Below are 25,557 nucleotides of genomic sequence, written 5' to 3'. Positions count from 1 at the left end.
TAGGTGAACCATGAGTGGATTTAACGAACTTAACAGCGTCGAATATTTCATCATTCACAACCTGACAGGCGTGAATTTGAATAACATGCGTGGGGGCATGGTAAAAGAAGAATCTGTTGGGTACGGGGAAGCCAAATGGCAATACGTCCAAAGCGAATTGCTCCAGCGGGAAATCACGGATGTCTTTATCGAGCAGGAATTGGTTGACGCCCTGCAGCGTCTCAACCCTGAAATTGCGGCACAACCTGAATATGCCGAAGAAGTCATTCGCAAACTCAAGGCAATTTTGCTTTCCGTAGGCAATGTGGGTTTGGTGCGCGCCAACGAAGAATTTGCCAAATGGCTGAGAGGTGAAATCAACATGCCATTCGGCAAAAACGAACAGCATGTGCCTGTTCGTTTGATTGATTTTGAAAACATCCACAACAATTCCTTTGTTCTTACCAACCAATTCAAAATCCTTGCGAGGGAAGCCAAAATCCCCGATGTGGTGATGCTGGTCAATGGGATTCCTTTGGTTGTAGGCGAAGCCAAAACGCCTGTTCGCCCTGCGATCAGTTGGCTGGATGGAGCGCACGACATTAATGTTGTTTACGAAAATGCCGTTCCGCATTTGTTTGTGCCGAATGTCTTTTCGTTTGCGACCGAAGGCAAGGAACTATTCATCGGCGGCGTCAGAACGCCTTTGGAGTTTTGGTCGCCCTGGCGAATCGAAGAAGAACGTGACGAACTCAGTCACTTTGCAGGTTTGCATGACGTGGGCAAACAATTGACGCACTTATTGAAACCGTCCACGCTGCTGGATATTCTGCAACATTTCACCATCTATGCCACCGACAACAAAAAGAAGAAAATCAAAGTCGTTTGCCGCTATCAGCAATACGAAGGCGCAAATGCTCTTGTCCAGCGTGTTTTGGAAGGTGAAATCAAAAAAGGCTTAATCTGGCATTTTCAAGGGTCGGGTAAATCCCTGCTCATGTTGTTTGCCGCTCAAAAACTCCGCAAGGTTGAAGAACTTGGCAACCCAACCGTTTTGATTGTCGTGGACAGAATTGATTTAGATACTCAAATCACCGCTACGTTCAATTCCGCCGAAGTGCCGAACATGGTTACAACCGACAATATCAAAGAACTGCATGATTTACTGGAACGCGACAGCCGTAAAATTATTATCACGATGATTCATAAATTCAAAGAAGCCTATCCCGATATGAACAAGCGGGAGAACATCATTGTGATGGTGGACGAAGCTCATCGCACACAAGAGGGGGATTTAGGGCGAAAGATGAGAGCGGCTTTGCCTAATGCGTTTTTATTTGGTTTGACTGGCACGCCAATCAACAAGGCTGACAAAAATACATTTTGGGCTTTTGGCGCACAGGAAGATACCAACGGCTACATGAGCCGCTATACCTTTCAAGAAAGTATTCGCGACAACGCTACTTTGCCCTTGCACTTTGAGCCGCGCTTGCCAAACTATCACGTTGAAAAAGAAAGTTTGGATATTGCCTTCAAAGAAATGGCAAACGAATTGGGAGAAGAAGATAGAGATAAACTCAGCAAGAAAGCCGCAAGTATGGCGGTTTTCCTGAAATCGCCTGAACGGGTCAGGCAAATTGTTCAAGATATTGTTGAACATTTCAGAAAGCATGTGGAACCAGAAGGTTTCAAGGCAATGATTGTCACGCCTGATCGCTTCGCCTGCATTCTATACAAAGAAGAACTGGATAAGTTTCTCCCCTTTGCCGCCAGCAAAGTCGTTATGAGTACGAACGCGAGCGATGCTCTCGAATTCAAGCAAAAATGGGACATGGATAAAGACCAACAAGAAAAAGTCGTCGAAGAATTCAATGACCCCGACTCGCCGTTGAAATTTTTGGTTGTAACCGCCAAGTTGCTAACTGGCTTTGACGCGCCCATCCTTCAAACGATGTATTTGGATAAATCGCTCAAAGACCATACGTTATTACAAGCCATTTGCCGAACCAATCGCCTATTCCCCAACAAAACTTTTGGGCGCATTGTGGATTACTTCGGCGTATTCGATGATACGGCTCAGGCTTTGGCGTTTGACGAAGAAACCGTCAAGATGGTTATTACCAATTTGAAGGAATTGAAAGACAAGTTGCCGCAAGTGTTAGCAGATTGCTTGTCTCATTTTGCTGGAATTGATAGAACCATCGAAGGCTTTGAAGGCTTGCAAGCCGCGCAGGAATGTATCAAGACCGATGAAAAACGGGACGCTTTCGCCAAAGACTTCAATTCACTTTCCAAACTTTGGGAAGCCCTCTCGCCTGATGAAATCCTGAATCAATATCAGAAAGAATACAAATGGCTTTCCCAAGTTTATCTTTCAGTCAAGCCAACTTCCGACGATAACGGCAGACTGCTTTGGCACGCTTTGGGCGCACAAACAACGAAATTAATCCACGAGCATATTCATGTGGATGGAATCAGTCACGAAATGGAAGAAATGGTTTTAGACGCAAAAGTGATTGATGAACTGATGAATAACAAAGACCCCAAAGAAGCGCAACGGATTATGAAAATCCTTATCAGCCGTTTAGCGCGACATGGGAATAATCCGATTTTCATTGCATTGAGTCAACGCCTTGAAGCGTTACGCGCCAAGGCCGAGCAAGGGCTTATCAGCAGTATTGAATTTATCAAGCAGTTATGTGAGATTGCTCGTGATACGGTCCAAGCCGAAAAGCAAACAGATACAGTTGATGAGCGCAAAACCGCGAAAGCCGCCCTCACTGAATTATTCCTTGAAATGAAAACCGACCAAACGCCAGCAGTTGTAGAAAGAATCGTCACCGATATCGATTCTATTGTGAAATATGTACGTTTTGACGGCTGGCAAAATACAACCACCGGTGAAAAGTTGGTAATGAAAGAATTGAGAAAGATTCTTTGGGTGAAATACACTATCAAGGATGAAGAATTATTCAATCGAGCTTACGCCTATATTCGTGAGTATTATTAGCCAAAAGATTGAAGGAAAGATTAATATTTTCATCCGCGATCATTTTGTTGACGTCAACATAATGGTCGAGATCGGCAAAGGCGGGTAAAGTGAAAGACCTGAAAAAGAAAAATGAACTTCAATCAAAAAAACCGGAGAGCAAATCTCCCCGGTTTATTGTCGAAAACCCATTCCGTTACAGCGAAGGCAGCAGATAATCGTAGGCGCTCAAAGCGGCTTTGGCTCCCTCGCCGACCGCGATCAGCACCTGCTCGGCATAGTTATTGGTCACATCTCCCGCCGCGAACAAACCGGGAACGCTCGTGCGGCAATTGGTATCCACAACGATGCGACCCTGCTCGTCGAGTTTCACCAGGTCCTTGACCATGTCGGTGTTGGCGACCAATGCCTTCTCGACAAACATGCCGTCCGCTTCAATCTCCCGGACCTTTCCGGTCTTGTCCTTCAAAAGCAGTTTACGGGCATATGCATCGCCCTGTACTTCGACGACCTCACAGTCCTTCATGATGTTCACGTTGCCAGCCCGCTTGAGTTTCAAACCAAGGGGAGATTCGAATTTCTTTTCGCCCGCGCAGACGATGGTCACTTCCCTTGCAACCGTGGAAAGTTCACCCGCGGATCGCAGCGCGAGGTCCTCGTCGCCGATCACAAGCACGGATTTATCGATGAAGAGCGGCGCATACGAAAGCGCGGAATAGCACAAGCCCTTCATCGTGTATTCCTTCTCGCCCGGCACGCCCATCCGGGTCTGGCGGGTGCCGGTGGCAAGGATGACCGCCTTCGATTCGAGCGTCGCGCCTCCCCTGGTCGTGACGATGAACTGCTCGCCCTTCTTTTCGACCTTATCCACAACTTCGATGTGGCGCGCAAAGTCGAGATATTCCAATTCGTTGCGAAACTTGTCCACAACCTCGAGCCCTTTGATGACCTGGTACTCTTCGACCCAGGGCAGGGCAAGGCGGTAATTGGTCTTGCCGCCCAGGTCCTTCGAGACGAGCAACACGTTCAGGCGTTTGCGGATCGCATACACAGCGGCTGTCAACCCGGCGGGTCCGCCGCCAACGATAATCAGATCGTACATGATCGTTCTCCTTTCGCCTAATAAGCCGACTTGATGGTCTCGAGATCGATATCGTGCGAGCCCTCATCGGGCGGAGGCTCGGCGATGAATCCTTCCTCCATCATGCGCTTTGTCATGGACCGTGAGCGCTTGATGATCTTCGAAGCCCGCTCGAATTCCTCGTCATAGGTGCATTCGATCCGCGCCAGCCCCTGCTCGATGGCTTTCATCGCCACCGAAGCGGCTTCTTTGGGAAAGACCTCCCAGTCGTCCATATTCGGCAGGATGAAGTCCGCTGCGAGGCGGTCGCCGACGTGGTTTGCCATGGCTTGCGCGGCAGCGAAACACATCTCATCGGTGATCGTCCTGGCGCGGACATCGAGCGTGCCGCGGAAGATTCCGGGGAAACCCAGCGAGTTGTTGACCTGGTTCGGGAAATCGGAACGACCGGTTGCAATGACGGCCGCTCCCGCTTCCTTCGCCTCCCAGGGCCAGATCTCCGGGACGGGATTCGCGCACGCAAACACGATGGCGTCCTCTGCCATGGTCTTCACCCATTCCGCTTTGATGACATCCGGTCCGGGCTTTGAGAGAGCGATGACCACATCCGCGTCTTTCATCGCTTCGGGGATATCGCCCTCGCGTCCCTGCTCATTGGTGGTGTTGCAGAGTTTCCATTTATCTTTGAATTCAGCCTTGCGTTTTTCGATATCCTCGCGGTGTTTGCCAAGAATACCTTTACTATCCACCATGTAGCACTTCGCCGGGTCTGCGCCCCAGCCGAAGATCAGGCGCGAACAGGCCACGTTCGACGCGCCGCTTCCGACGAAGGCGATGCTGACATCCTCCATCTTCTTGCCGACAACCTTCAACGCGTTGATAAGCCCCGCCAACGTGACCGTTGCGGTTCCCTGCTGGTCGTCGTGCCAGATGGGAATCTCCGCCTTCTCGCGCAGGGTATCGAGGATGTAGAAACATTTGGGCTGCGCAATGTCTTCCAGGTTCACACCGCCGATGCCGGGCTGCAGCATCAGCACCGTGTTGATGATGGCGTCCGGGTCCTTGGTGTTGAGCATGATCGGCACACCGTCCACACCGCCGAGGTATTTATAGAGCAGCGCCTTGCCCTCCATCACCGGCAAGCCCGCCTTTGGTCCGATATCGCCCAGGCCCAGCACGCGCGTCCCATCGCTTACCACCGCAACCGTGTTCCATTTGTTGGTGTACTCATACACAAGTTCAGGGTCGGCTTGAATGGCTTTGCATGGCGCGGCGACGCCGGGCGTGTACCAGATGGCAAAATCATCGAAACTGTGAACGGTGCATTTGAGGGTCGTTTCGATCTTCCCCCGATAGAACGGATGCAATCGCATTGCATCTGCGGAAGGCTTCTTTGCTTTTGCAAGAAGTTCTTCGGTATTCATACCTGCCTCCTTTAGTTTATTCTCCGCTCCTCCGCTTCGATTCTTCGCGAAGGACGGTCATGACCGCATGGAGATCGAGTCCGCGTTTGCAGGCGCGGCGGGAAGCCTCGAGAACAGAATCAGACCACAAGGTTCGGCATTGAAGCGCCTCTTCGTCGTTCTGCAACACCATTTGGATGAGGCTCGCCAGTGGAATATCCATTTCGTTCCCGTGGGTCGTATCGCAGTCGAAACATGCCTGGCATTTGGATACATCCTGGCCTGTCGCATCCTTGACGATACGCCGCAGGGATCGTCCCGGACTCATGCAAGCACAGGCTCCGCCTCGCCCTTCGGGACGGCTGATCCCGTTTTCAAAAGTTTTGCCTCGCCGACAATGCGTGGCACCACATCCTCCCAGCCCACAGGCATGATATGCAATCCGTGAATGCCCTGCCCGTGAAGCTTTTTGATTCGCCCGATGATCTCCAGCGCGATCTTTACGCCTTCCTCTTGCGCGGCTGGCGCGCCGCCCGCTTTATCGGCTTCGTCCATGCGTTTGACGATGACATCGGGAACGACCACGCCGGGGACCTGGGTCATGTAGTGGGTCATCTTTGCGCTTTTGAGCGGCGTGATGCCCACCATGATGTAGACCTTATCGAGGATATTGCGCTTCGCGATTTCGTTCAGCCAAATCTCCATGCGGTCCACATCGTAGACGAGATTGGTCTGGAAGAACTGCGCGCCCGCGTTGACCTTCTTCTCTTCGCGCAGCGCCTGGAACTTGGGGTCCGATGCAAACGGCGAAGCCGCCGCGCCGAGGAAGAACTTGGGCGGGAACTTGATCTCGCGTCCATCGAGATAATGACCCTCATCGCGCATACGGCGCAGAATCCAAATCATCTGGATCGCGTCCAGGTCGTTGATATCCATGCGCCCGCGCGGTTGCGGCGCAAGCACGGGACTGTCGCCCGTCACACACAATACATTTCGCACGCCCATCGCGGTCGCGCCAAGGATCTCGCCCTGCAGGCTTGCGCGCGTCCGGTCGCGTGCGGCGATCTGCATCACGGGTTCCGCTTCGTTTTCGATGGCAAATTTCGAACAAGCCCACGATGTCATTCGCGGTGTGGCGGAGGCGTTATCGGTGAAATTGATGGCGGTCACGTACGGCTTGACGAGGTTGATGTTCTCGATCAACTTCTTCGTGGACATGCTCAACGGCGGCGCGATCTCGCAGGCGACCACGAACTCTCCAGCCTGAAACGATTTCTGCAGATTGGAAACAGGTTCGGTTGACGCGGGAGCGTGATACTTGTCATCGCCCTGCCACCAATCGGGCTGGCGCACGTTGCGGAAGATCAGGTTCCATGTCTTCCAGCGGTTCTCTCCGCTATCGAGCAGGAGACTCTTCATCACCTTGCCCGTGCCGTTCTTTCTGACCTCGGCAACGACGTCCTTCCACGTCTCTGTGCCGACCTTTTCCCAGTCTAGCGGCGGGAGGACTTCGAGCAGTTTTTCTTCGCGTCCCATTCTGTGAGAGCGCTCGTAGATCTTGTACCAAATGCACGGGCGGGTTTTATCCACGTAACAATGTTCGGGCGTCGAGCCTCCGCACGGTCCGTTCCGCAATCCCTTCGGGCATTCCATCGGGCAGATGAATGCCGTCTCCTGCAAGAGACAGTTGCCGCACATGCGACAACCGAATAGCGGTCCCTTGAGCATGTATTCGAAATCCTCCATTAGTTTATGGCTGAGGGGCTCGTTCTTAAACGGGGAGTAGGCTGGTTGCCATCGGCGACCGGGGGTAAAGATGGGCATGGTTCCTCCAGTAAGGTGCCAAGTGTCAAGGATCAGGTGTCAGGCAAATAAAAACCTGAAACTCAATTTTGTAAATACGAATCCGCGTAGATCACTTTGTTCAGCAGAATCTGGGTCGTCTTCCAGATTTCGGACTGTTCGGGGTCGGTTAGGTCGAAATCTTCCAACTGCGGTTCTTCCCCTGCGCCGATCCGTTCTGCAATCTTATTGTAGAGTCTCGCCAGCGGATTACTAGTGTCTTTCGTCTCTACCCAGCGGATAATATTGTTCTGTTTTTCATCGAACGGGTTGGCGATCATCATCTGCAATCCCACACCCATTAACATGGCGAGGTAGACGCGGTTGATAAGCGGGCGGTTGTCATTCGGAACCGCATTTGAAACGTTGCTCAATCCGACCGAAATATTCGGCTTTGGGTCCCAGGCATATTGCAAGGTGCGCACCGCTTCGATGAGGTGCGGGCAATATTGCTGGCATCCGCTGACCGTCAGCACGAGCGGATCGATGATGAGGTTCTCCATCGGGAAGCCGATCTCCATCATGCGCGGAATCAGGGTCTCGATGGCGATATTGACCCGCGCATCCGCTTCGACGGGAATCCCTTCGGTCTTCATCGTCAATGCGATCACCTTGGCGTTGTATTTCTTCGCCAGGAGCGGAATTTTCTCCAACCGTTCAGGCTCGGCTGAAGTGGAATTGAGGATCGGCTGCGCTTTTGTGATCTTCTGCAAAGCCGCCTCCATGCCGTCCACGTTCGTCGTATCGATCGAAAGCGGCACATCCACGACCGATTCGACCGTTTCGACGATCCATGGAAAGACCTCCGCCCAATCCTTCTTGCGCGGACCGAGATTAATATCGATCGCCTTCGCCCCCGCCTCCACCTGCCGCACTGCCAGATCCATGAAGAACTCACGGTCGCGGTTCGCCAGCGCCTCCTTTACCTTCTCCGAGATGATATGAATGTTCTCTCCGATGATATACATGGTTCCTCCTTTACATGAACCGAATGCTGTCATTTCCTTTGCGAAAAAACATCTCCGCTTCTTCCATCCGTTAAAACTCGTCTGTGCGCGGTTTCAGGCACATGGTCATAAAGACGACGTCCGCGCAATCGCCGTCGGGAAACATGAAATAATCCTCCAGCGTGCATTGTGAGACGAAGCCGACCTGCTCGAAGGCGCGGACGACCTTCGTCTTGTCCGCAATGATCTCGGCAGTCAGGATCGCGAGACCCTGCCTGCGCGCAAAATCCACCAACACGCGGGTCATCTTCATGCCGAGTCCGCGCTTGCGATAATCCTTCGAAAGGAACAGACGCACCTCGCCGATATGCCGCTTGGGACCGTCGAAGAAATGAAGCGACCCGCTCCCCACTGCATGGTCCTTGACGAGCGCCAGCAGGGGCAGCACCTCGTCATAATTCAACCGGTCGCACCAATCCTGGAGAACGGCCGGGTCTTTCACATTGTGCCGGAAATAGAGCATATCGTCCTCGCCCGCCGGCAGAAAGATCTCCTCCAAATGCGGCCGGTCCTCCTTGACCATCGGCCTCAACAACACATGCACCCCATCCTTGAGCGTGACCATTTCACGAAATATCCTGATCTGATCTGGCAGCATAGCGTTTCTCCTTGCTTGCTTGGTCAAACTTTGCTCAACGCAGACTCCACGGAAGGGAACCTGCGCAGGTCTGTATGAGGAAGAAATAATGCGGAAGTGAACGCATCATAAAAACTGTTATCAGCCGACAACTCGATATAGGTCATGCGCTTCGCGATTTCGGAAATGCGACCACGCTTGCGCCAATCGAGCAGCGCGTAATACGCGCCTTTCACCGATGTATTTCCCAGGAATTCGAACCTGTTCCATTCCATGTCAGGCAGCAGCCCGATCTGCACCGCCTTTTCCACGTTGATGTATTTTCCAAACGACCCGCCAACCAAAACCTTGTCCGTGGTCTCGAGCGGAATGCCGACATTCTCAGCCAGCACCGTAAAACCGGCATAGATGGCGGCTTTGGCGCGCAGAAGGTTGTCAATATCGACTCTTGTGATGACGATATCCTCACCCGACTCGGTCTCCGCGCCCCAAGCCACGACATACTCTCCTCCATGCGCCCCTTCACGGACCCTTGAACTGCCAGCCGTTAAATTAACATTCCCACCCTTATCCAGAATCCCCGTTAAGAACGCCTCCGAAAGCAGGGAGATCAATCCGCTTCCGCAGATTCCTTTCGGTTTGCCCCCGCCTATGACGCGATACGTCGGCTCGAGCGTTTCGCTGTTGATCCAGACTTCTTCGATCGCGCCCGTCGTTGCGCGCATGCCGTTCACGACACCGGCTCCTTCGAACGCCGGTCCTGCCGAGCACGCGCAAGTGACAAGCCAATCTCGGTTTCCAAGCACGGTCTCGCCGTTCGTACCAACATCCAGAAACAGGGTCACATTCTCCGCGTTATCAAGACCCGACGACAACACGCCCGCTGTGATGTCCGCGCCGACATAACTTGCCACCCCGGGCAGACAATCCACGACAGCCTCGGGGAAGATATTCAAACCGACCTCTCGTGCCGTCGAAGTCGGCGGCTGGTTGACCGCGGTAATAAAAGGCGAGAGCCGGATGTTCGATGCGGGGATTCCCAACAACAAGTGCATCATCGTGCTGTTACCGGCAATGGTTGCTTTGACCAATTGTTCGGGCGTCAAATTACCTTCAGGCAGTTTGACGCGTTTGCACGCCAGTTCGAGCAGTCCATTGACGGTATCCAGTACCCGCTGACGCAACTCATCCCCGCCGCTTTTTTTTGCGGCGTAAATGATTCGCGAGACCACGTCCTCGCCGCGCGAGATCTGGCCGTTATACTCGGCAACCTGCGCCTTGACCTGTCCAGTCACCAGGTCCACGAGCCATAATGTCACTGTCGTTGTACCGATGTCCACCGCACAACCCCAGAGCGGGGCATATTCATCTTCATGACCAGCGCGCAGGTCGATCAGCCGGGCGGGATGCCCTTCCTCCAGATTGCCAGTCTCGATGATGGCGGTAACGCGCCAATCTTTTTCGCGCAAGACCTCGCCCATCTTTCTCAACAGCCCGACAGAACACACAATCTGCTCCATCCGGTGCTGCAGGCGGAATGCGGTCTGGGTGCGCGACCAATCGTCGGTCTGATCATCCATGCTGGGCGGCGTGAGGGTCAGATGCATGCGGCGAACTGATTGCGTGAATGGATATTCATAATCAGATGGAACGGAAACTTCCACAACAACGCGGTCGGTGGTGAGCCGCCGTTCGATTTTCTCCTGCGGTGGGATATAAATTGCAGCGTCGCCCTCAACGACGGTCTGGCAGGCGAGTGCATATCCCTGTGCGATATCATCCGGCGAAAGCCGCAGCGTACTTCGGCGACGGACATCGCCACTCGTCACCTGCACCGCGCAACGACCGCAGCGTCCCTGCCCGCCGCACGGCTGACCGATGTCGATGCCCGCGTCATGCGCGGCATCAGCCAGCAATGTGTTGGTCGAAACTTTGACTTTGGCGTCGATATTTTCGCCGGTGAAGGTGATGGAATGTTCCACTTTGGTATAAGGTTGAATGTTTCAGGTTGAAGGTTGTTATTCTTCAGAGAACTTTCAACCTTCAACCTTGTACCTGCAATTTAATTGAGAACCTGCTTCATGAACGCGGGCAGATCCACCGCCTCACGCGGACCGACGCGAACCTCCCAGCCAGGGAGTTCCTCTTCCACCTCGCCGGACAGTACCGCGACGTGGCCCGGCAAAACGATACGCTTTTTACTGACCTTTTCCTCGACGTTGAATCCTTTGATGGCTTTGGCGATTCGTTCAGCATCGAACTTGCCCGCCGCCCATGCGGTCAGGACTGACATGCCCTCCGCGTCTGTGACGACCAGCCAGGCGGGCAAGCCGCTCCCTTCCACTTCGTTCGCAACGGCAAAGTAGGTGATGCTGAAATTGGTGGTGACGAGCACAGGGCTATCGGGCTTCGGAGAGTTGATCTCGTAGATACCCGGCTGGACTTGAATGGGTTTCTGCGGATCGGTGTAGATGTTCTCGCGCAGAACGAGCAATGGATAGATCATTTCCGGCGCAAAGGTGTCGATGACGACAAACCCGGCGTATTTCGTTATTGCCTGCGATGCATAGACAACTTCTTTGTCGAGTCCGTTTTGGGCTGCAAAAAAGATGGTGGGATACCCAAGCGGCTTGAAGTTGGATTTCAACGCCAGGCGGCGGGCTTGCGTGGAACGCGTGAGCCATTCGCCGAGATCCTTCCCGCCGAGGTCGAGCACCATATCCTCCACACCCCTGGCTTGCACTTTTTGAGTCAGGTCGGCGAGAGCCTCGAGCGAGTCCGCTTTGACTGCCAGGATGGCTTTATGTTTCGTCGCAACATCCGCAAGGGATTCGTGGTTGGATGAATCTGCGGCGTAGATCAGAGTCGATTCGCCAGCGAGCAGGCTGAGGGTTGAGTCGAGAGCCGCCGCATCGTTCCCGATCAAGATGAGCGGGCGTTTTGTCACACTGCGGACCGTCTTCGCGGCTTCAGGATTTCCATCCAATTCGATCGCAAATCCGTCGATGGAAAAATCCATGCCCACATAATTGACTTTGTATGCATCGGCAGCCGCGACTTTCTTTGCAAGATCGGGGTCGCTGGCTTTGACACGCAGGAACAGGCCGGGTTTGTTATAGAAAGTTTTTTCGTGGCGGAACATCACAACTTCGTTCCCGACCTTGAGCTCCGTTCCGTTTGCCCTGAGCGAGATGAGACGGATGGGCGGCGCGGCGGATTCTGCCAGCTGCTTTTTCGATTCTTCACTGACGTACGGGCACGCGCTGAGTTCCACCTGTTTTGCTGCAAGTTTCATCGCGAATGCGAGACAAGTGGGGAAGCTGCATTCCTTGCAGTTGGTTTGAGGGAGGAGCTTGTAAATTTGGATTCCGCTTAATGCCATGTGTATCTCCTTCGTGGAAATTGGAAAGTGGGGAGTGGAAACTTTTCACCTTCTACGCAGTTATTAATTCCTCAATCGCATCCTTCACCCTCGCCACCGATTCAGGATGCCTCAACACCACAATATCCGCGCCCGATTCGACGAGCGCAATTGCGGTGAGCGTTTCCCAGTGAATCGCGCGCGCTTTCCAGTCGCCCCACGCTTCGGGCACGCCCTCCCCGACCTTCGCTTCTTTTGTTTTCCATGCTTCAAAACCCGGCGTGACGATCATGGGGAACTGAGTCATCGCATCACCCTGCAGTGCGGCAAGCCGTAAACGCTCCATTACCGAATAACCATATTCGATGCCATAGCCGAGCGCGCCCGTGGTCGGGTCCATGAGAATGCGTTCCTTCGGCATGCCCATGTCGCTGATGAGAATGTTCAACTGCTTAGACAGGTTCACATCCATCGGCGCCCGTGCCTGTACGAGATGTCCGTTCGCCATGGCGGTGGCGACGATGGTGCGATAGTTCTTGTCTTCGCAAATGCCGAGGACGAGTTTTTCGCCTTTCGTTGCCTCCGAAACAGGGACCAGCACTTCGTTGTCTTTCTCCGCCTGCCCCGGTCCCCAAACGATGAGCGGGAGTCCTGTGGCGCTTAGAACAGATTTGACAATTCGCACCGCATCATCCGGGGTATCCTCAACGGTCAAACCCAGAGCGATAAGGTCGGCTCCCGCCTCTTCCGACTTTTTCGCCCATTGAGCAGGATCCGTCATCGCCTCGCCCCAGACCTCCATCAATAACGGCGACCAGTCTTCGGGCTTGCGAGATTTGATCTCTATGGCGATAACGGGTTTGTTCGGGGTCGGCGCTTCGAAGTGCAGATACGGCATGGTCGTTTCGCCGCCGATGGTGACGCTCCTCGAGCGCGTGCCTCCCTCTGCGCTTGTCGCGCCGATGGTGATGGCTCTGATACTGCCAGCCCATTTGTCTTTTGGGATTTCAATTGGCATAGTGTTCTCCTTTTTGAACCGCCAGGAGCGCGATGCCCGCAAAGAAAACATTTTGCATTCCTGGGGTGCTTCGTGATTACAGTAATCCTGCCTTCCTCCTTGCTTCATCCCTTTTCTCAATGAATTGTTCGATTGGCGATTTGCGCTCCGCGGCAAGGCCCAAATCCTTCAAATCGCTTTCATCCTTCGCTGCCATGTGACGCAGGATATGACGATAGGAAATATAAGCCGCGGGATAGATGATCCCTGCGGAGTTGTGCATCATATAAGCAATACGGATGCCCCTGTCCTTCATCATCTGCGCGGCAACCGCGAGTGGAACATCCGCTCCCAGCTCGGGGACTCCTTCACTCATGATGTCCTCGGCTGTCAGGGACTCATATCCCTCCCTGGCATATGCCCAAACGAGTTCGTCGGCTCCGACCACGCCGATGCCGTGACCTTCCACATCGAGCACGCACATCGCCTCGACATTCTTCTCCAAAAGGAAGCGGGCAATATCCTGGATGGGTGTTTCCCATTTACAGGTCGGCACACCGACAGTCATCAAGTCACGGACGAGTTTTTGTTCGCTCATGATTTCCAGCAAAAAACCTGACAGGTCTTCCTGAGACCTGCCAGGTTTTTAGTAGTTTACTCTCCCTCACCAGCCTGATTGCTCAGATAGTTCTCCAGACCCATCTGCTCGATCTGGATGCGCTGCTTCTTCGCCCAGTCGTGATGTCCCTCCTCCATCTTGAGGATGGTCACGAGCAAATCACCTGTAGCCTCATCGCCGACTTCGCTTGCCAACGCGATGCCCGCGTTGTAGGCTTTGATCGCGCCCAGTTCCGCCTCCTGGTCATTGCTCACCATTTCCTGCACATTCTTGCCGATCTTCATTTGGTTGAGTTTGGAAACGATGGGCAATCCTTCAAGGAAGAGGATGCGCCCGATGAGCCACTCGGCATGATGCATCTCGTCAACGGCTTTCTTTTCGATATCTTTGTGCAGTTTTCCATAACCCCAGTTATCACACATCTCGGAATGGACCATGTACTGGCTGATGGCGGTCAGTTCATCCGCCAGCAGATCGTTCAGGACTTTAATCAGTTTGTCGTCGCCTTTCATGTTTTACTCCTGTACAAGATTGAATGTTGAACGTTGGAAAGTTGACCTTTAAACCTTCCAACCTGTAACTGCTAAAACATCGGCTCCATCGCCATGGCAGGATGGTTGTGCGCCTCCAGCCAAGCGAGCAGGTCATCTACGGTTGATACACTTCGTTCGTCGGCGATCTTGTCAAGCAGATCAGGATCGCCTTCGCGGGCGCAGACAGCTTTGAACTCGTCGTTCATGGACTGTTTCAACACGGACGACATCCACACCACGCGTTTGAATCCGCCATCGGCGGAAATAAACTTGGGGCTGATGAGATAGAACTTGCCCACGCCCATTACGCCGGGGGTTTGCATCCCTCCGCCTGCGATGCCCGCGAGGGTCGAGAAGGTCATGCCTGCGGGGGTCATGGAAGTGTCTTCGCGCGAGACGACCATCACGCCATTGGCTTCAGGGATGAGCATCACAATACACTCGAAACATCCGCATGCCGTCATCGGGTTTTCCATGATGGAATACATCGAAACTTCCTGTACCACCCCATGCGACCCGATCTTGGCGTAATCGTTCGTCCCCTCCCAGTACCCTTTTTTCTCATCCACAAGCTTGCCCAGTTTGATGGGCTGGTTCGGCCCGGTCGGATTGATGCTGAACGAGGCTTTGCAGTCCAGCCAGTTGTACGCCCCGCACAGACCGAGGCGTTCAGGTGAAACCACGCACACATGGTTTGGCGCGAACGATTGACACAGCGTGCAGGAATAGAACTCCTCGACTTTGTTATCGGTCAAATCGGCAAGACGCTTGTTGCGGAAGTCATACGCCGCGCGTGCCTTCTCCAGCCATTCAGCGTGGAGCGCGGGGTCTGTGACGACAGTAACTTGAACTTTATCCACGATCGCGCCGAAATCTTCATGGAAACGGGCGTGTAATATTTTGCCGAAATGATCGAGGTTGAAGCCTTTTTCAGCGGCGTTGTTCGAGACGCGGATCCACGCAATGTCGCGTTGACCGACGTGCTGGATTCCGCTCGCGCCATTGACGAAGTAATGGACCTGTCTCTCCAGAACAGGCTCGAAATCCTGCTGCATCTGCCGCCCAGCGACTTTGATGATGATGCCCAGGTCCATCGACCCTTGCGCCGCAATTTGCGAAAAATCGGGACCAATGACTTCGATCTTTCCATCCGTGACTTCATCCAGTTTCGCCATGTGCAGGTATTCAAAAGCGCGCGAGTGTTTGCCGCCGAATTCCACCCGCAGATCCGCCTTGCGGACGACCTCGCCTTCAAACGCAGAACCGTACGGCACAGGCACATCCACGTTCGAGACCTTCACCCGCACGCCGCGCACTTCGATGCATTTTTGCACAAGTTGTTCCGCGCGCTCCAGATCATCTTTGCCTTCGATTTTGTTGAACGGCATGGAAACGACGTGTTCATAAGTCGTCACACCTGTCGGCAGGATCTCGGGAATGACCGTATCCGCAATGACCGGGAAACCAAAATTGATCGCACCCGCCGCTGCCGCATATTTCAGATCGTCCACTTCGCCGAGGGCAAGCACAAAGGCAAAGACGCGTTCCTTGTTGTAGAGCAGGATCTCGCGCGACATGCCCGGTTTGAGTCCGCCAAAGGTTAGTGCGGAGCGAGTTGCAAATCCCAATGCATAGATGGCGGATATGGTGTCGGTTCCAAATGGGACGGTAAACGTGTTGTAGCCGAGTTCCACGCCTTCTTCCTGAAGCTGGTGTATGATGCTTCGTCCGTTGACATTGCCGCACAGGAAGGTCAGGATATTGCGGCGTTGAAGTTCGCGCACGATCTTGACGGCGACTTCATTCGATTTTGCACATCCAACTATGGCGGCAAAACCGGGCATGCGCCCGTCCACAAGTTGGATGCCCCATGAACGCAATTGGATGTCATCAATGGGGCCATTCAAGTGTCCATCCAGATTCCCGCCTCCGTTTTCCGGGCTGGTAAAGGATGTGCCGCCGGAGAGTTTGAATCCCGGCATCGGTTCAGGCTGAAGCCCATAGGCGAAGCGCACCGCCTCCATCGTCTCAGCCGCGAGAAGCGTCGCCATCCCTGAGTCCAAAGTCTCGCCGAGGTACGGAGTCCATTTTGCAAAGGCGGGGATGGGATGAAGCAAATCCCGCGCATATTTCATGATGGGTTGCAGGTCGCCGAGCTTTTCGACCGCCTTGCCCGTCATGCCGAGGATGGTCGGGAGGTAGTAAGCCGTATTGGGGAATGAGACAGCCATATCGGCGCCTTTTTCCTTGAGCGCGCGATCGAGCATCAATTCAGCTTCAATGACCAGCGCATTCGCGCCGCGCATTGCTCTGGTTGCGATATATCGTGACATAAGTTCCTCCAGTAATTGGTAAATGGCAATTACCAATAACTTCAATCAGCCGCCAAACCATAGATCGCTTCGCGCTTTTCTGCGAGCGGCAACTTCTCCAGTTCGTTCATCTTCGCATCGCCGCTGCGGCCAAACTTGTCTTTCTCCCATGCGGGCAAGCCGAGCGCCGCGCGCTTTTTATCGATATGTTCGAGCGATTTGAGAATCATCTCCTGCGGGTCCGGGATGAATTCAAGCTTTCCACCGTATTGTTTCTCCCAGCCTTCGCTGATGTATTTCAGCACAAGGTCGCTGTCGCTGACGCGGTCCGGCATGCCGCTCACAGGCGACGCGCCGCCGAAAATGACATACGCGCCTGAGGCGACGCAATAAGTTGCGATTGCCAGCGCCTTCTCGCTCATCCATTCAGGCGCGAGGCCTACGGCTGGAACCTGGTCAATGTCATCGCCCAAACCGCCCTCTTCGACCATCTGCGTAAGCACGGTCAGGATGCGGGTGTTGTCCACACACGAACCCATGTGAAGGACGGGCGGAATGCCGACCGTTTCACAGACTTCCCTTAATCCGCTTCCGACTTCGGTCAGGCCTGCTTCGCCCAACATCAGCCCCAACTTCCCAGCGGCAATCGCCCCGCACCCTGTTTGGACGACCAGCACATCCTGTTTGAGCAATTCCTTCACAACCAGGTTGTGCAGGTAGTCCTGTGATGAGCGCGGATTGTTGCATCCCACGATCGCCGCCACACCACGGATGCGACCGGTCATGATGGCGTCATTCAACGGGCGGAACGATGCGCGATATGAGCCGCCGAGCATGTAGTTGATGTACTCATGAGAGAAACCCGGGATGACACTTTCCTTGATCTGCGGAATGCGCACCTTGGCAGACTCGCGATTTTTGAAGTTATCGATTGCGGTCTTGAGAATCTCTTTCGCAATCGTGAGCGCTTTTTGCTCGTCGAATTCGATGTGAGTGGCGCCCTTGATCTTGACCTTCGGCGACGTGGTGATGATCTTGGTGTGGAAGTTCTGCGCCAGACCCACCAGCGCCTGCATGATGCACTGCACATCCACCACCATCGCTTCGACCGCGCCGGTCATAATGGACAACTCTTGATGCAGGAAGTTTCCCGCCGCAGGGATTCCCTGCCGCATCAGGATCTCGTTCGCAGTGCAGCAAATCCCGGAAAGGTTTACACCGTGCGCGCCTGCCGCTTTCGCATACGCGATGATGTCTGGCGACTGCGACGCCGCGACAAGCATCTCGCTCATGGACGGTTCATGTCCATGCACGACGACATTGACCATGTCCTCCTTGATCACACCGAGATTTGCCTGCCCAAGAAGCGGCGCAGGCGTGCCGAATAGAATATCCGAGATGTCGGTGGCGATCATCGAGCCAGCCCATCCGTCGGCAAGAGCCGTGCGCACGGCATGATTCAAAATATGCGCGGGGTCCTGGTCGTCGCCAATGTGGGTGCGATGCAGCGCCTCAACCACCTCGCGATCGACGCCGCGCGGCCAGACCTTCTGTTCCCGCCAGACCTGCTGCCGCTTCTTCGGCGCGCGCACCGCAGGGGCAACCTCACCTCGCTGCTGCCCGAATTGCGCGATGTACAAATCCGCCAGGTCGTTGGCGACCTCTTCGGGTGACCGCCCTTCGACCTTGATGTCGTAATATGAAGCGACCATCCGCAGCTTCGCGACGTCACGAATGGAATATCCCTCCGCTTCGCCTTTGGCAGTCGCCTTTAAGAGGAAAGCCATGTCGCGTCCATGGTCTGAATGGGCCGCGCCGCCGGCCGCAATGGCGCGCGTCAGGTTGCGCGCCTGGATCGTATCGAGCGTCGCGCCGCAGACACCCACTTCGCCGTTCTTCGTTAAACGACACGGTCCCATGCCGCATTGTTTGCAGCACATTCCTGCGCCGCCAATGTTGCACGGAACCATGTTATCGGCGCGGGTGAACGCTGTACCGATTCCCAACTCCTCCGCACGGATCAACATCTGTTGCGCGGCGGGATCGGTCGAGTATTCCTTGATCTCACGCTTCTTAGCCATTGTTCGTCTCCTCGTCCATCTTGATTGCGCCAATCCCCGGGCAATACCAAAGCGGGCGCCCTCCATAATTCACTTTTTGCGCAAAGCTGACGGTTTGTTTGGTGGTCTCATACGTGGCAGTGTGACGGAAATACGGTCTTTGTCCATCCCCCTGTTGAGGTGCAATGCCCAATTCAACGGGCGGCGTCCATTCCCCCAGATAGCCAGCTTCGTCCAACTTCAGCGCAATTTCAAGATCGTTGATCTTCGACTCGTCATAGTCCACTTCGATGGTCTGAAATGCGCTGCTGGCATAAACCCCCGCGACCCCCTCCAATTCAAGCAGGATGCGTCGCACCTCCGTGACATGATGGTCACCATAAAGCGCGGGCGCCTCGAACGTTTTTGTTTTCATGCTGCCTCCTTGTCGGGTACTTAAATCATCACAAGACCTCTAAAGGGAGGTGGGCTTAAATCATTCTAGCACCCCGACCACCCGGCAAGTTGTGCTAATTGTCACAGGTTAGCTGGACAAATGTTATATCCATCATCCGAATTGATGATGAACGGCAATTTGAATGCGCGCGCGATTGGATTAAAGTGAAAGCATGAAAATTGCGATCACAGGAAAAGGCGGAGTTGGGAAGACGACCCTCACCGCCCTGCTCGCCCAGACGTATGCAGACGCCTCACGCGACGTTCTGGCTGTGGATGCCGACCCAAGCCCCTGCCTCGCCGGAGCCTTGGGATTCCCTCCCGAAGTCCGCAGCGGGCTTCATCCCATTTCCGAGATGAACGAACTGATCTTCGAAAGGACCGGCGCAAAACCCGGAACCGTCGGCGGTTTCTTCACCTTGAATCCGCGGGTGGACGACATCCCCGAACGCTTCAGCGTTCTGCATCGCGGCGTGCGTCTGCTCGAAATGGGCTCGGTCGATTTTGGCGGATCCGGCTGCATCTGCCCCGAATCCGCGATGCTAAAAACCCTCTTCACCCACCTGCTCTTCCGCGAAGACGATATCCTGCTTCTCGACATGTACGCGGGGGTGGAACATCTCGGCCGCGCCACCGTCGATTTTGTAGATGCGATGTTAGTGGTCGTTGAGCCGACCCGCCGCAGTTTGGGAACTGCGAAGCAGATCAGGAAACTGGCGAACGACATCGGATTGATGCGGTTGTATCTGGTCGGGAACAAAGTTCGGAACGGGGAGGAAGCGGATTTCCTCGAGTCTGAGGCAAACGAAATCCCATTGATCGGATATCTGCCTGCCGACTTGAAAGTGCAGGAAGCGGACCGCTTGGGCATTCCGGTCTACGATCATGTCGAAAGCCTGAAACTGTCGGCTCAAACCATCATTCAAAAACTCACCGAGTTGACCAGTGGCGAGGTGTATGAATGACCACTACCATTGCGCTCGCAGGCAAAGGCGGAGTCGGTAAAACAACTGTTTCCGCCATGATCATCAAGTATCTCGCCCAGAATCAAACCGGCAGCATCCTCGCCATCGACGCAGATCCATCCTCGAATCTCAACATGGTGCTCGGGCTCGACCTCGAATGGACGGTCGGCGACATCCGCGAAGATATGCTGGAACAGGTTAAAACTTCGTTGACCAACGGCGGCGCCGCAATGGGCACCATGCCGGGCGGTACGAGCAAACGCGAATACCTTGATTACCACATCCGTTCATCGCTTGCAGAAGGATCTCGCTTCGACCTGATCGCGATGGGGCGCGGCGAAGGACCGGGTTGTTATTGCGCGGTAAACCATAACCTGCGCGAAGTGATCGACGGATTAAGCCGTCATTACGCGTATGTGATCATCGATAACGAAGCGGGCATGGAACATCTTTCGCGCCGCACCACGCGCGACGTACAGCATCTTTTCATCGTCAGCGACCCCACCCAGCGCGGTTTGGTCGCGGCACAACGTATCGCAGATATGCGCAGGGAATTGGATATTAACATCGAGAATGCGTATCTCATCATCAACCGACTGCGCGGAGATATGCCAGCCGAACTAAAAACATTCATCGAAAAATCCGATATTCCTCTCCTTGGCACGATCCCTGCCGATGACGACCTTTCAGCATTCGAGTTTTCCGGCAAACCTCTTGTGGATTTGGGAGACGACTCCCAAGTTTTTCGATCCGTTGCACAGATGTTGAAAAATATCCTCTAATTCACACCTCGCTCTTTTTAAATCCACGACTTTTCCCATTGACCCAATACCCATCATCCCGTAAAATCCTTCTAAAATTATATATAATTTAAGAAGGATACACGCAATGGCAAAATACCAAGTCATGTACTGGCGGGACATTCCCCAATCATTTACCGTGGAAGCCGACGGGCGCAAGATAAAGAAGGAACTATCGCAAAAGGTGCAGAACAAGATCGACGCATATGCGATGGCGATCGGTGCTACATCCACTTCAGATTATGCCAAAGAATACAAACGCGGCGAATGGATCGAGCGCGATGGCACACCCGAGGAAGTTGCCGAAACGCTTCTTTCTGAACTGGAAGCTGCCGCCGCGATGATAATGATTCCACGCCGTGAAGCTGATCTGGCGTAATCATTGTCCCATATGCCAACACCCGATGGTGACCGAGCGCTTTGCATAGAATATGACTAAAAAACACAACATCATCCTTCAGCCCTCCGGTCGGCGTGGCCAGATCGACGAAGGCATGTCGGTTCGTTCAGCGGCGAGGGAATTGGGCGTGGAGATCGAATCCATTTGCGCAGAGAACGCCACCTGCGGAAAGTGCATGGTCCTGGTGGAAGAGGGCCGCTTCGAGAAGTACAACATCGAGTCGAAGCGCGAGAACCTCTCCCCTGTTGGAACCGAGGAACGGGCTTATCTTGAGCGCAGACCAAAGTTATTAAAGGAAAAAGGCTGGGAAATAGGCCAGGTCCGGCTATCCTGTCAGTGCAGGATTTTGGGCGATGTTTTGATCAATGTCCCAGAGGAAAGCCGCGGAAACAAGCAGATCGTCCGCAAGAGCGCGAGGGACCGCGAGATCGAAATCAAGCCTGCCATACGAAAATATCTCGTCTCGATGGCGCCGCCCAATTTGGAGCGTCCCATCGCGGATTGGGAACGCCTTGCCAAGGGATTGGAAACATCCATGGCGCTGGTGCGCGGCACGGAGGAAAAACTTCCGCGCTGGCATGACTTCGACATTGATTATGCCTGCCTGCGCACGCTCGCCAGGACCCTTCGGGAAGCAAAATGGAGCGTGACCGTTACCGTGCGCAACGACAGGGAAGTGATCGCTGTGCAGGCGGGCTATCACGAAGACAGCTACGGGGCGGCGGTGGATATCGGTTCGACGACGGTGGCGCTGTACTTATGCAATCTGCGCACCGGCGAAGTGCTTGCCTCTGAATCCGAGATGAATCCGCAGATCGTGTACGGCGAGGATGTCATGTCCCGCATTCAGTACGCGATCGATCAGCCCGACGGTTTGGAGAAATTATACAAAGCCATCATCGCCACTTTGAACAAATTGCTCAGTCAAGCCGCGCATACGGCTAATATCCGTCTGGATGATATTCATGAGATGGTCCTGGTGGGCAACTCCACCATGCACCATGTGGTGTTGAATTTGCATCCAAAAGATTTGGGGCTTGCTCCCTTCGTGCCGACCATTCACAAGTCGATGGATATCAAAGCAAGAGAGTTGGGATTGCACATCAACCCGTCCGGAAACATCCATGTCCTGCCGACCATTGCTTCATTTGTTGGCGCGGATACAAGCGCGGTCATCCTTGCCGAAGAACCGCACAAGCAGGACGAGAATTGGTTATTGATCGACGTCGGCACCAACGCAGAGTTGGTCTTGGGAAACCGTAAACGCCTAGTGTGTACGTCCACGCCCACGGGACCAGCATTGGAAGGTGCGCATGTCGAGTATGGAATGCGTGCCGCGCCCGGCGCGATGGAACGGGTCCATATTGATGAGACAACGCTCGAACCGAAGTACAAGGTCATCGGCGTGGAAGGTTGGAATACCGATCATGCGGAGTTTGTTGGTCAAGTCAAAGGGATCTGCGGATCCGCCATCATCGACTCTGTGGCAGAATTGTTCCGGGCAGGCATCGTGGACTCTCGGGGCAAGTTCAAGAAAGACTTGGACTCGAAGCGCGTTCGGGAGGGAGAATCCGGTTGGGAGTATGTCATTGCCTGGAAGGAAGAAACATCCATCGGACGAGACATCCCGATCACCCAGCAGGATGTTAGGCAGATCCAGTTGGCGAAAGCCGCATTGTTCACGGCGGCTCGCACGCTCTTGAAACGCAGTAATCTGGAAAGCCCTGATAAAATCATCCTCGCTGGCGGCTTTGGAAGTTTCATCGACAAAGAGAAAGCGATGCTGATCGGGCTGATTCCCGATTGCGAATTGGATAAAGTATATGCGGTTGGAAATGCCGCGGGCGACGGCGCGCGTATTGCGCTGTTGAACGTCGAGAAACGCAACGAGATCGATTCAGTGACACGCAAAGTGGAACGGTTCGAACTGCCCACCGATCCCGAATTTCAAAACCAATTCATGCTGGCGACGAGTTTCCCGCACATGAGCGAGCCGTTTCCGCACATCGCGCATCTGATTCCGAATCGCAAGGCGGATCCGCTGGCGAAGAACTTCATGAAGTAAAAAATCGGTGGTCGAGTAGGGCGGATGCTCTCCCCGCCCGTATCGAGACCACCATGTTAGAAAGTGTTTTTCATTAACGGGTGGTCTCGATACGCCTTCGGCTACTCGACCACCGATATCACCGATAAGGAAATACAATGAACAAATTTCTAGAACGACTGAGCGGCGGGGAAATTCTAGTTGCGGATGGGGCAACGGGATCGAACTTGCAAAAAATGGGATTGAAGCCGGGCAAGCCACCCGAGGACCTCATCATCGATGACCCGGATACGATTTTGAACCTCGCCTCCTCCTTCGCCCGGGCTGGGTCAGATATCATCCTGACCTGCACCTTCGGCGGGACTCGCATGCGAATGAAAGACTCGAAATATCAGGATCGAACCCCCGAGGTCAATATACGCGCAGCGGAGATCGCCCGCAAAGCCGCTTCGTTGAACAATGGACTTGTCGCCGGTTCGATGGGACCCGTCGGCGGAATCATCAAACCGTATGGTCCGCTCGAGTTTGAGGATGTGAAAGCGACCTTCGCCGAGCAAGCCAAAGCCCTCGCCGACGGCGGCGTGGACTTTTTGCTGATCGAAACGATGTTCGCCATCGAAGAGACCAATGCTGCGTTTGAAGGCGCACGGTCCGTGACAGATCTGCCCATCGTGGTGTCGTTCAGTTATGACCGCGGCACGCGCTCGATGATGGGCGTCAAGCCGAAGGATGTGATGAAGCGTTACTCCGAGATGGGCGCTGTGCTCGTCGGTGCGAATTGTGGAACCACCCTCGATAATATGGAAGCGGTGGTAAAGGAATATCAAGCCACCAAACTCGATATGCCGCTGTGGGTCAAGCCGAACGCGGGCGTTCCGCATATGGATATCGAGACCGAGCAGGGCGTGTATGACATGGGTCCCGAAGACATGGCAACCTATGCCAGGAAATATGTAGCGCTGGGCGCGAAGGTCGTGGGCGGATGCTGTGGAAATACAGCAGAACATATTGCGGCAATCGTGAAGGCGGTTAAGAGCTAGTTGCAGGTTACAGGTTGAAAGTTGAAGGTTACGGATTACGAATTACGGAACACGTAAAGCGTAATCCGTAATTTATAAGTGGAGGTCCTGATGCGTGCTGAGATTATTAAGTTGTTGTACGGGGAAAAGATTTCTTCGGTTCCCGCGTTCAGCGGGTTGATCCATGTCACGATCGAGGGATTGGCAAGTGAGGGATTGGCATTGCATGAAGTCCATCACGATGCGGAGAAGATGGCGCGGGCGGCGGCAAGTACGTTCAAGTTGACAGGGATGCCTTCGGCAACGCTCCCATTGGATTTCTGTTCCCCAGCGGAAGCGCTTGGCGCGGAACTTCTTTTTTACAGCAAGGAGGAAGTGCAATTCCCGCAGGTGCGCAAGCTGTTGTTTCAGAGTACAAAAGAGATCGGAGATTTGGAGATTGAAGATCGGAAGAGGGGAAGGATCGGGTTAATTTGCGATGCAATTGGATTGGCGAAGAAGGATATTGGAAAGCATGTTGTGATCTCAGGCATTATCCCCGGTCCGTATACGTTGATGATCTACATTTGCAAGGCTCAATATCTTTTTCGCGAAATGAAGGACGACCCAGAGACCGTGCTCAAAGCATTGGATGTCCTCGCTAATTTTCTGGCAAGCATTGGGAAAGCCTATTTGGACGCGGGCGCGGACTTCATCACCATTCACGAGATGGGCGGCTCACCTGGATTTATCGGACCCAAACCATTCGAGGCTTTCGTATTGCCTGCGCTTCAACAACTGACGAGGAAACTACCCCGCCCCACCGTGCTTTCGGTGTGCGGGAAAACGGACTCTGCCATGAGTCTGTTGGCGCAGTCTGGCGCGGATGCGATCTCGGTTGACCAATTGAATGATCTGAATGCGTCTCGCGCCGTACTAAAAGACATGTTGCTGTTTGGCAACGTAGACCCGGTGGCAACCTTGTGGCAGGGAAATGAAGGCTCGGTTGCAGAGGCAGTTCAAAAGGCGAAAGAAGCGGGCGTGGATGCGGTCTGGCCAGGCTGCGACCTGGTCCCCCAAACGCCGATCCAAAACATCAGGAAACTGGCGGAATAAGTCAACCTTTTTAGGGGATACGGGTTACTAAGGGTATAT

21 protein-coding genes are annotated in these 25,557 nt (G+C 53.9%); 7 read left to right on the top strand and 14 right to left on the bottom strand.

Going from position 1 to position 25,557, the window contains the following annotated elements; genetic code table 11:
- Positions 1 to 10 precede the first annotated feature (10 nt).
- Positions 11 to 2,989, top strand: coding sequence for a type I restriction endonuclease subunit R (locus tag HS100_11595; GenBank protein MBE7434550.1), 2,979 nt, complete (start codon positions 11 to 13; stop codon positions 2,987 to 2,989).
- Between the two features lie 175 nt (positions 2,990 to 3,164).
- Here the strand turns inward: HS100_11595 and HS100_11590 are convergent, their stop codons facing one another.
- The 14 genes from HS100_11590 to HS100_11525 all read right to left on the bottom strand — a co-directional run bounded on the left by HS100_11590 (position 3,165) and on the right by HS100_11525 (position 19,175).
- Entirely contained in the window at positions 3,165 to 4,070 is a 906-nt protein-coding gene (locus HS100_11590; protein ID MBE7434549.1) for an FAD-dependent oxidoreductase, read from the bottom strand.
- Between the two features lie 17 nt (positions 4,071 to 4,087).
- A complete protein-coding gene (locus HS100_11585; protein MBE7434548.1) occupies positions 4,088 to 5,473 on the bottom strand; it encodes an NADP-dependent malic enzyme in 1,386 nt (461 codons plus the stop codon).
- A gap of 16 nt (positions 5,474 to 5,489) precedes the next feature.
- A complete protein-coding gene (locus tag HS100_11580) occupies positions 5,490 to 5,780 on the bottom strand; it encodes a hypothetical protein (GenBank protein ID MBE7434547.1) in 291 nt (96 codons plus the stop codon).
- The gene (locus HS100_11575) at positions 5,777 to 7,276 is read right to left on the bottom strand and encodes a methylenetetrahydrofolate reductase C-terminal domain-containing protein (GenBank protein ID MBE7434546.1); all 1,500 of its coding nucleotides are present in this window, start codon (positions 7,274 to 7,276) and stop codon (positions 5,777 to 5,779) included. The genes HS100_11580 and HS100_11575 overlap by 4 nt, the downstream gene beginning before the upstream one ends.
- A gap of 62 nt (positions 7,277 to 7,338) precedes the next feature.
- Entirely contained in the window at positions 7,339 to 8,262 is a 924-nt protein-coding gene (locus tag HS100_11570) for a dihydropteroate synthase (GenBank protein MBE7434545.1), read from the bottom strand.
- Positions 8,263 to 8,332: 70 nt separating this feature from the next.
- Positions 8,333 to 8,899, bottom strand: coding sequence for a GNAT family N-acetyltransferase (locus tag HS100_11565; protein MBE7434544.1), 567 nt, complete (start codon positions 8,897 to 8,899; stop codon positions 8,333 to 8,335).
- A gap of 23 nt (positions 8,900 to 8,922) precedes the next feature.
- A complete protein-coding gene (locus tag HS100_11560) occupies positions 8,923 to 10,860 on the bottom strand; it encodes a DUF4445 domain-containing protein (GenBank protein MBE7434543.1) in 1,938 nt (645 codons plus the stop codon).
- Between the two features lie 80 nt (positions 10,861 to 10,940).
- Positions 10,941 to 12,260, bottom strand: a complete 1,320-nt coding sequence (locus HS100_11555; GenBank protein ID MBE7434542.1) for an acetyl-CoA decarbonylase/synthase complex subunit gamma — start codon at positions 12,258 to 12,260, stop codon at positions 10,941 to 10,943.
- A 52-nt stretch (positions 12,261 to 12,312) separates the two neighbouring features.
- Positions 12,313 to 13,257 carry an acetyl-CoA decarbonylase/synthase complex subunit delta gene (locus HS100_11550; protein ID MBE7434541.1) on the bottom strand — a complete coding sequence of 315 codons (945 nt, stop codon included), beginning with the start codon at positions 13,255 to 13,257 and terminating at the stop codon, positions 12,313 to 12,315.
- 76 nt (positions 13,258 to 13,333) lie between these two features.
- Entirely contained in the window at positions 13,334 to 13,834 is a 501-nt protein-coding gene (locus HS100_11545) for a CBS domain-containing protein (GenBank protein MBE7434540.1), read from the bottom strand.
- 56 nt (positions 13,835 to 13,890) lie between these two features.
- Positions 13,891 to 14,367, bottom strand: a complete 477-nt coding sequence (gene bfr, locus HS100_11540) for a bacterioferritin (protein MBE7434539.1) — start codon at positions 14,365 to 14,367, stop codon at positions 13,891 to 13,893.
- A 71-nt stretch (positions 14,368 to 14,438) separates the two neighbouring features.
- Entirely contained in the window at positions 14,439 to 16,721 is a 2,283-nt protein-coding gene (gene cdhC / locus HS100_11535; GenBank protein ID MBE7434538.1) for a CO dehydrogenase/CO-methylating acetyl-CoA synthase complex subunit beta, read from the bottom strand.
- 41 nt (positions 16,722 to 16,762) lie between these two features.
- Positions 16,763 to 18,781, bottom strand: a complete 2,019-nt coding sequence (gene cooS / locus HS100_11530; GenBank protein ID MBE7434537.1) for an anaerobic carbon-monoxide dehydrogenase catalytic subunit — start codon at positions 18,779 to 18,781, stop codon at positions 16,763 to 16,765.
- On the bottom strand, positions 18,774 to 19,175 hold the full coding sequence (locus HS100_11525) for a heavy-metal-associated domain-containing protein (GenBank protein ID MBE7434536.1): 402 nt from the start codon (positions 19,173 to 19,175) through the stop codon (positions 18,774 to 18,776). The genes cooS and HS100_11525 overlap by 8 nt, the downstream gene beginning before the upstream one ends.
- A gap of 193 nt (positions 19,176 to 19,368) precedes the next feature.
- Between HS100_11525 and HS100_11520 the strand changes: the two genes are divergently transcribed.
- The 6 genes from HS100_11520 (at position 19,369) to HS100_11495 (ending at position 25,518) form a co-directional block, all read left to right on the top strand.
- Positions 19,369 to 20,160, top strand: a complete 792-nt coding sequence (locus tag HS100_11520) for an AAA family ATPase (protein MBE7434535.1) — start codon at positions 19,369 to 19,371, stop codon at positions 20,158 to 20,160.
- Entirely contained in the window at positions 20,157 to 20,942 is a 786-nt protein-coding gene (locus HS100_11515; protein MBE7434534.1) for an AAA family ATPase, read from the top strand. The genes HS100_11520 and HS100_11515 overlap by 4 nt, the downstream gene beginning before the upstream one ends.
- A 106-nt stretch (positions 20,943 to 21,048) precedes the next feature.
- On the top strand, positions 21,049 to 21,339 hold the full coding sequence (locus tag HS100_11510) for a virulence factor (GenBank protein ID MBE7434533.1): 291 nt from the start codon (positions 21,049 to 21,051) through the stop codon (positions 21,337 to 21,339).
- 52 nt (positions 21,340 to 21,391) lie between these two features.
- On the top strand, positions 21,392 to 23,425 hold the full coding sequence (locus HS100_11505; protein MBE7434532.1) for a DUF4445 domain-containing protein: 2,034 nt from the start codon (positions 21,392 to 21,394) through the stop codon (positions 23,423 to 23,425).
- A gap of 137 nt (positions 23,426 to 23,562) precedes the next feature.
- On the top strand, positions 23,563 to 24,444 hold the full coding sequence (locus tag HS100_11500; GenBank protein ID MBE7434531.1) for a homocysteine S-methyltransferase family protein: 882 nt from the start codon (positions 23,563 to 23,565) through the stop codon (positions 24,442 to 24,444).
- Positions 24,445 to 24,534: 90 nt separating this feature from the next.
- Positions 24,535 to 25,518, top strand: coding sequence for a hypothetical protein (locus HS100_11495; protein MBE7434530.1), 984 nt, complete (start codon positions 24,535 to 24,537; stop codon positions 25,516 to 25,518).
- The last annotated feature ends 39 nt before the right edge of the window (positions 25,519 to 25,557 follow it).

The organism is Anaerolineales bacterium (assembly GCA_015075725.1).
In the GTDB taxonomy this organism is placed as follows: Bacteria; Chloroflexota; Anaerolineae; order Anaerolineales; family Villigracilaceae; genus Villigracilis.
This window is presented reverse-complemented; position numbering and strand designations above follow the sequence as displayed.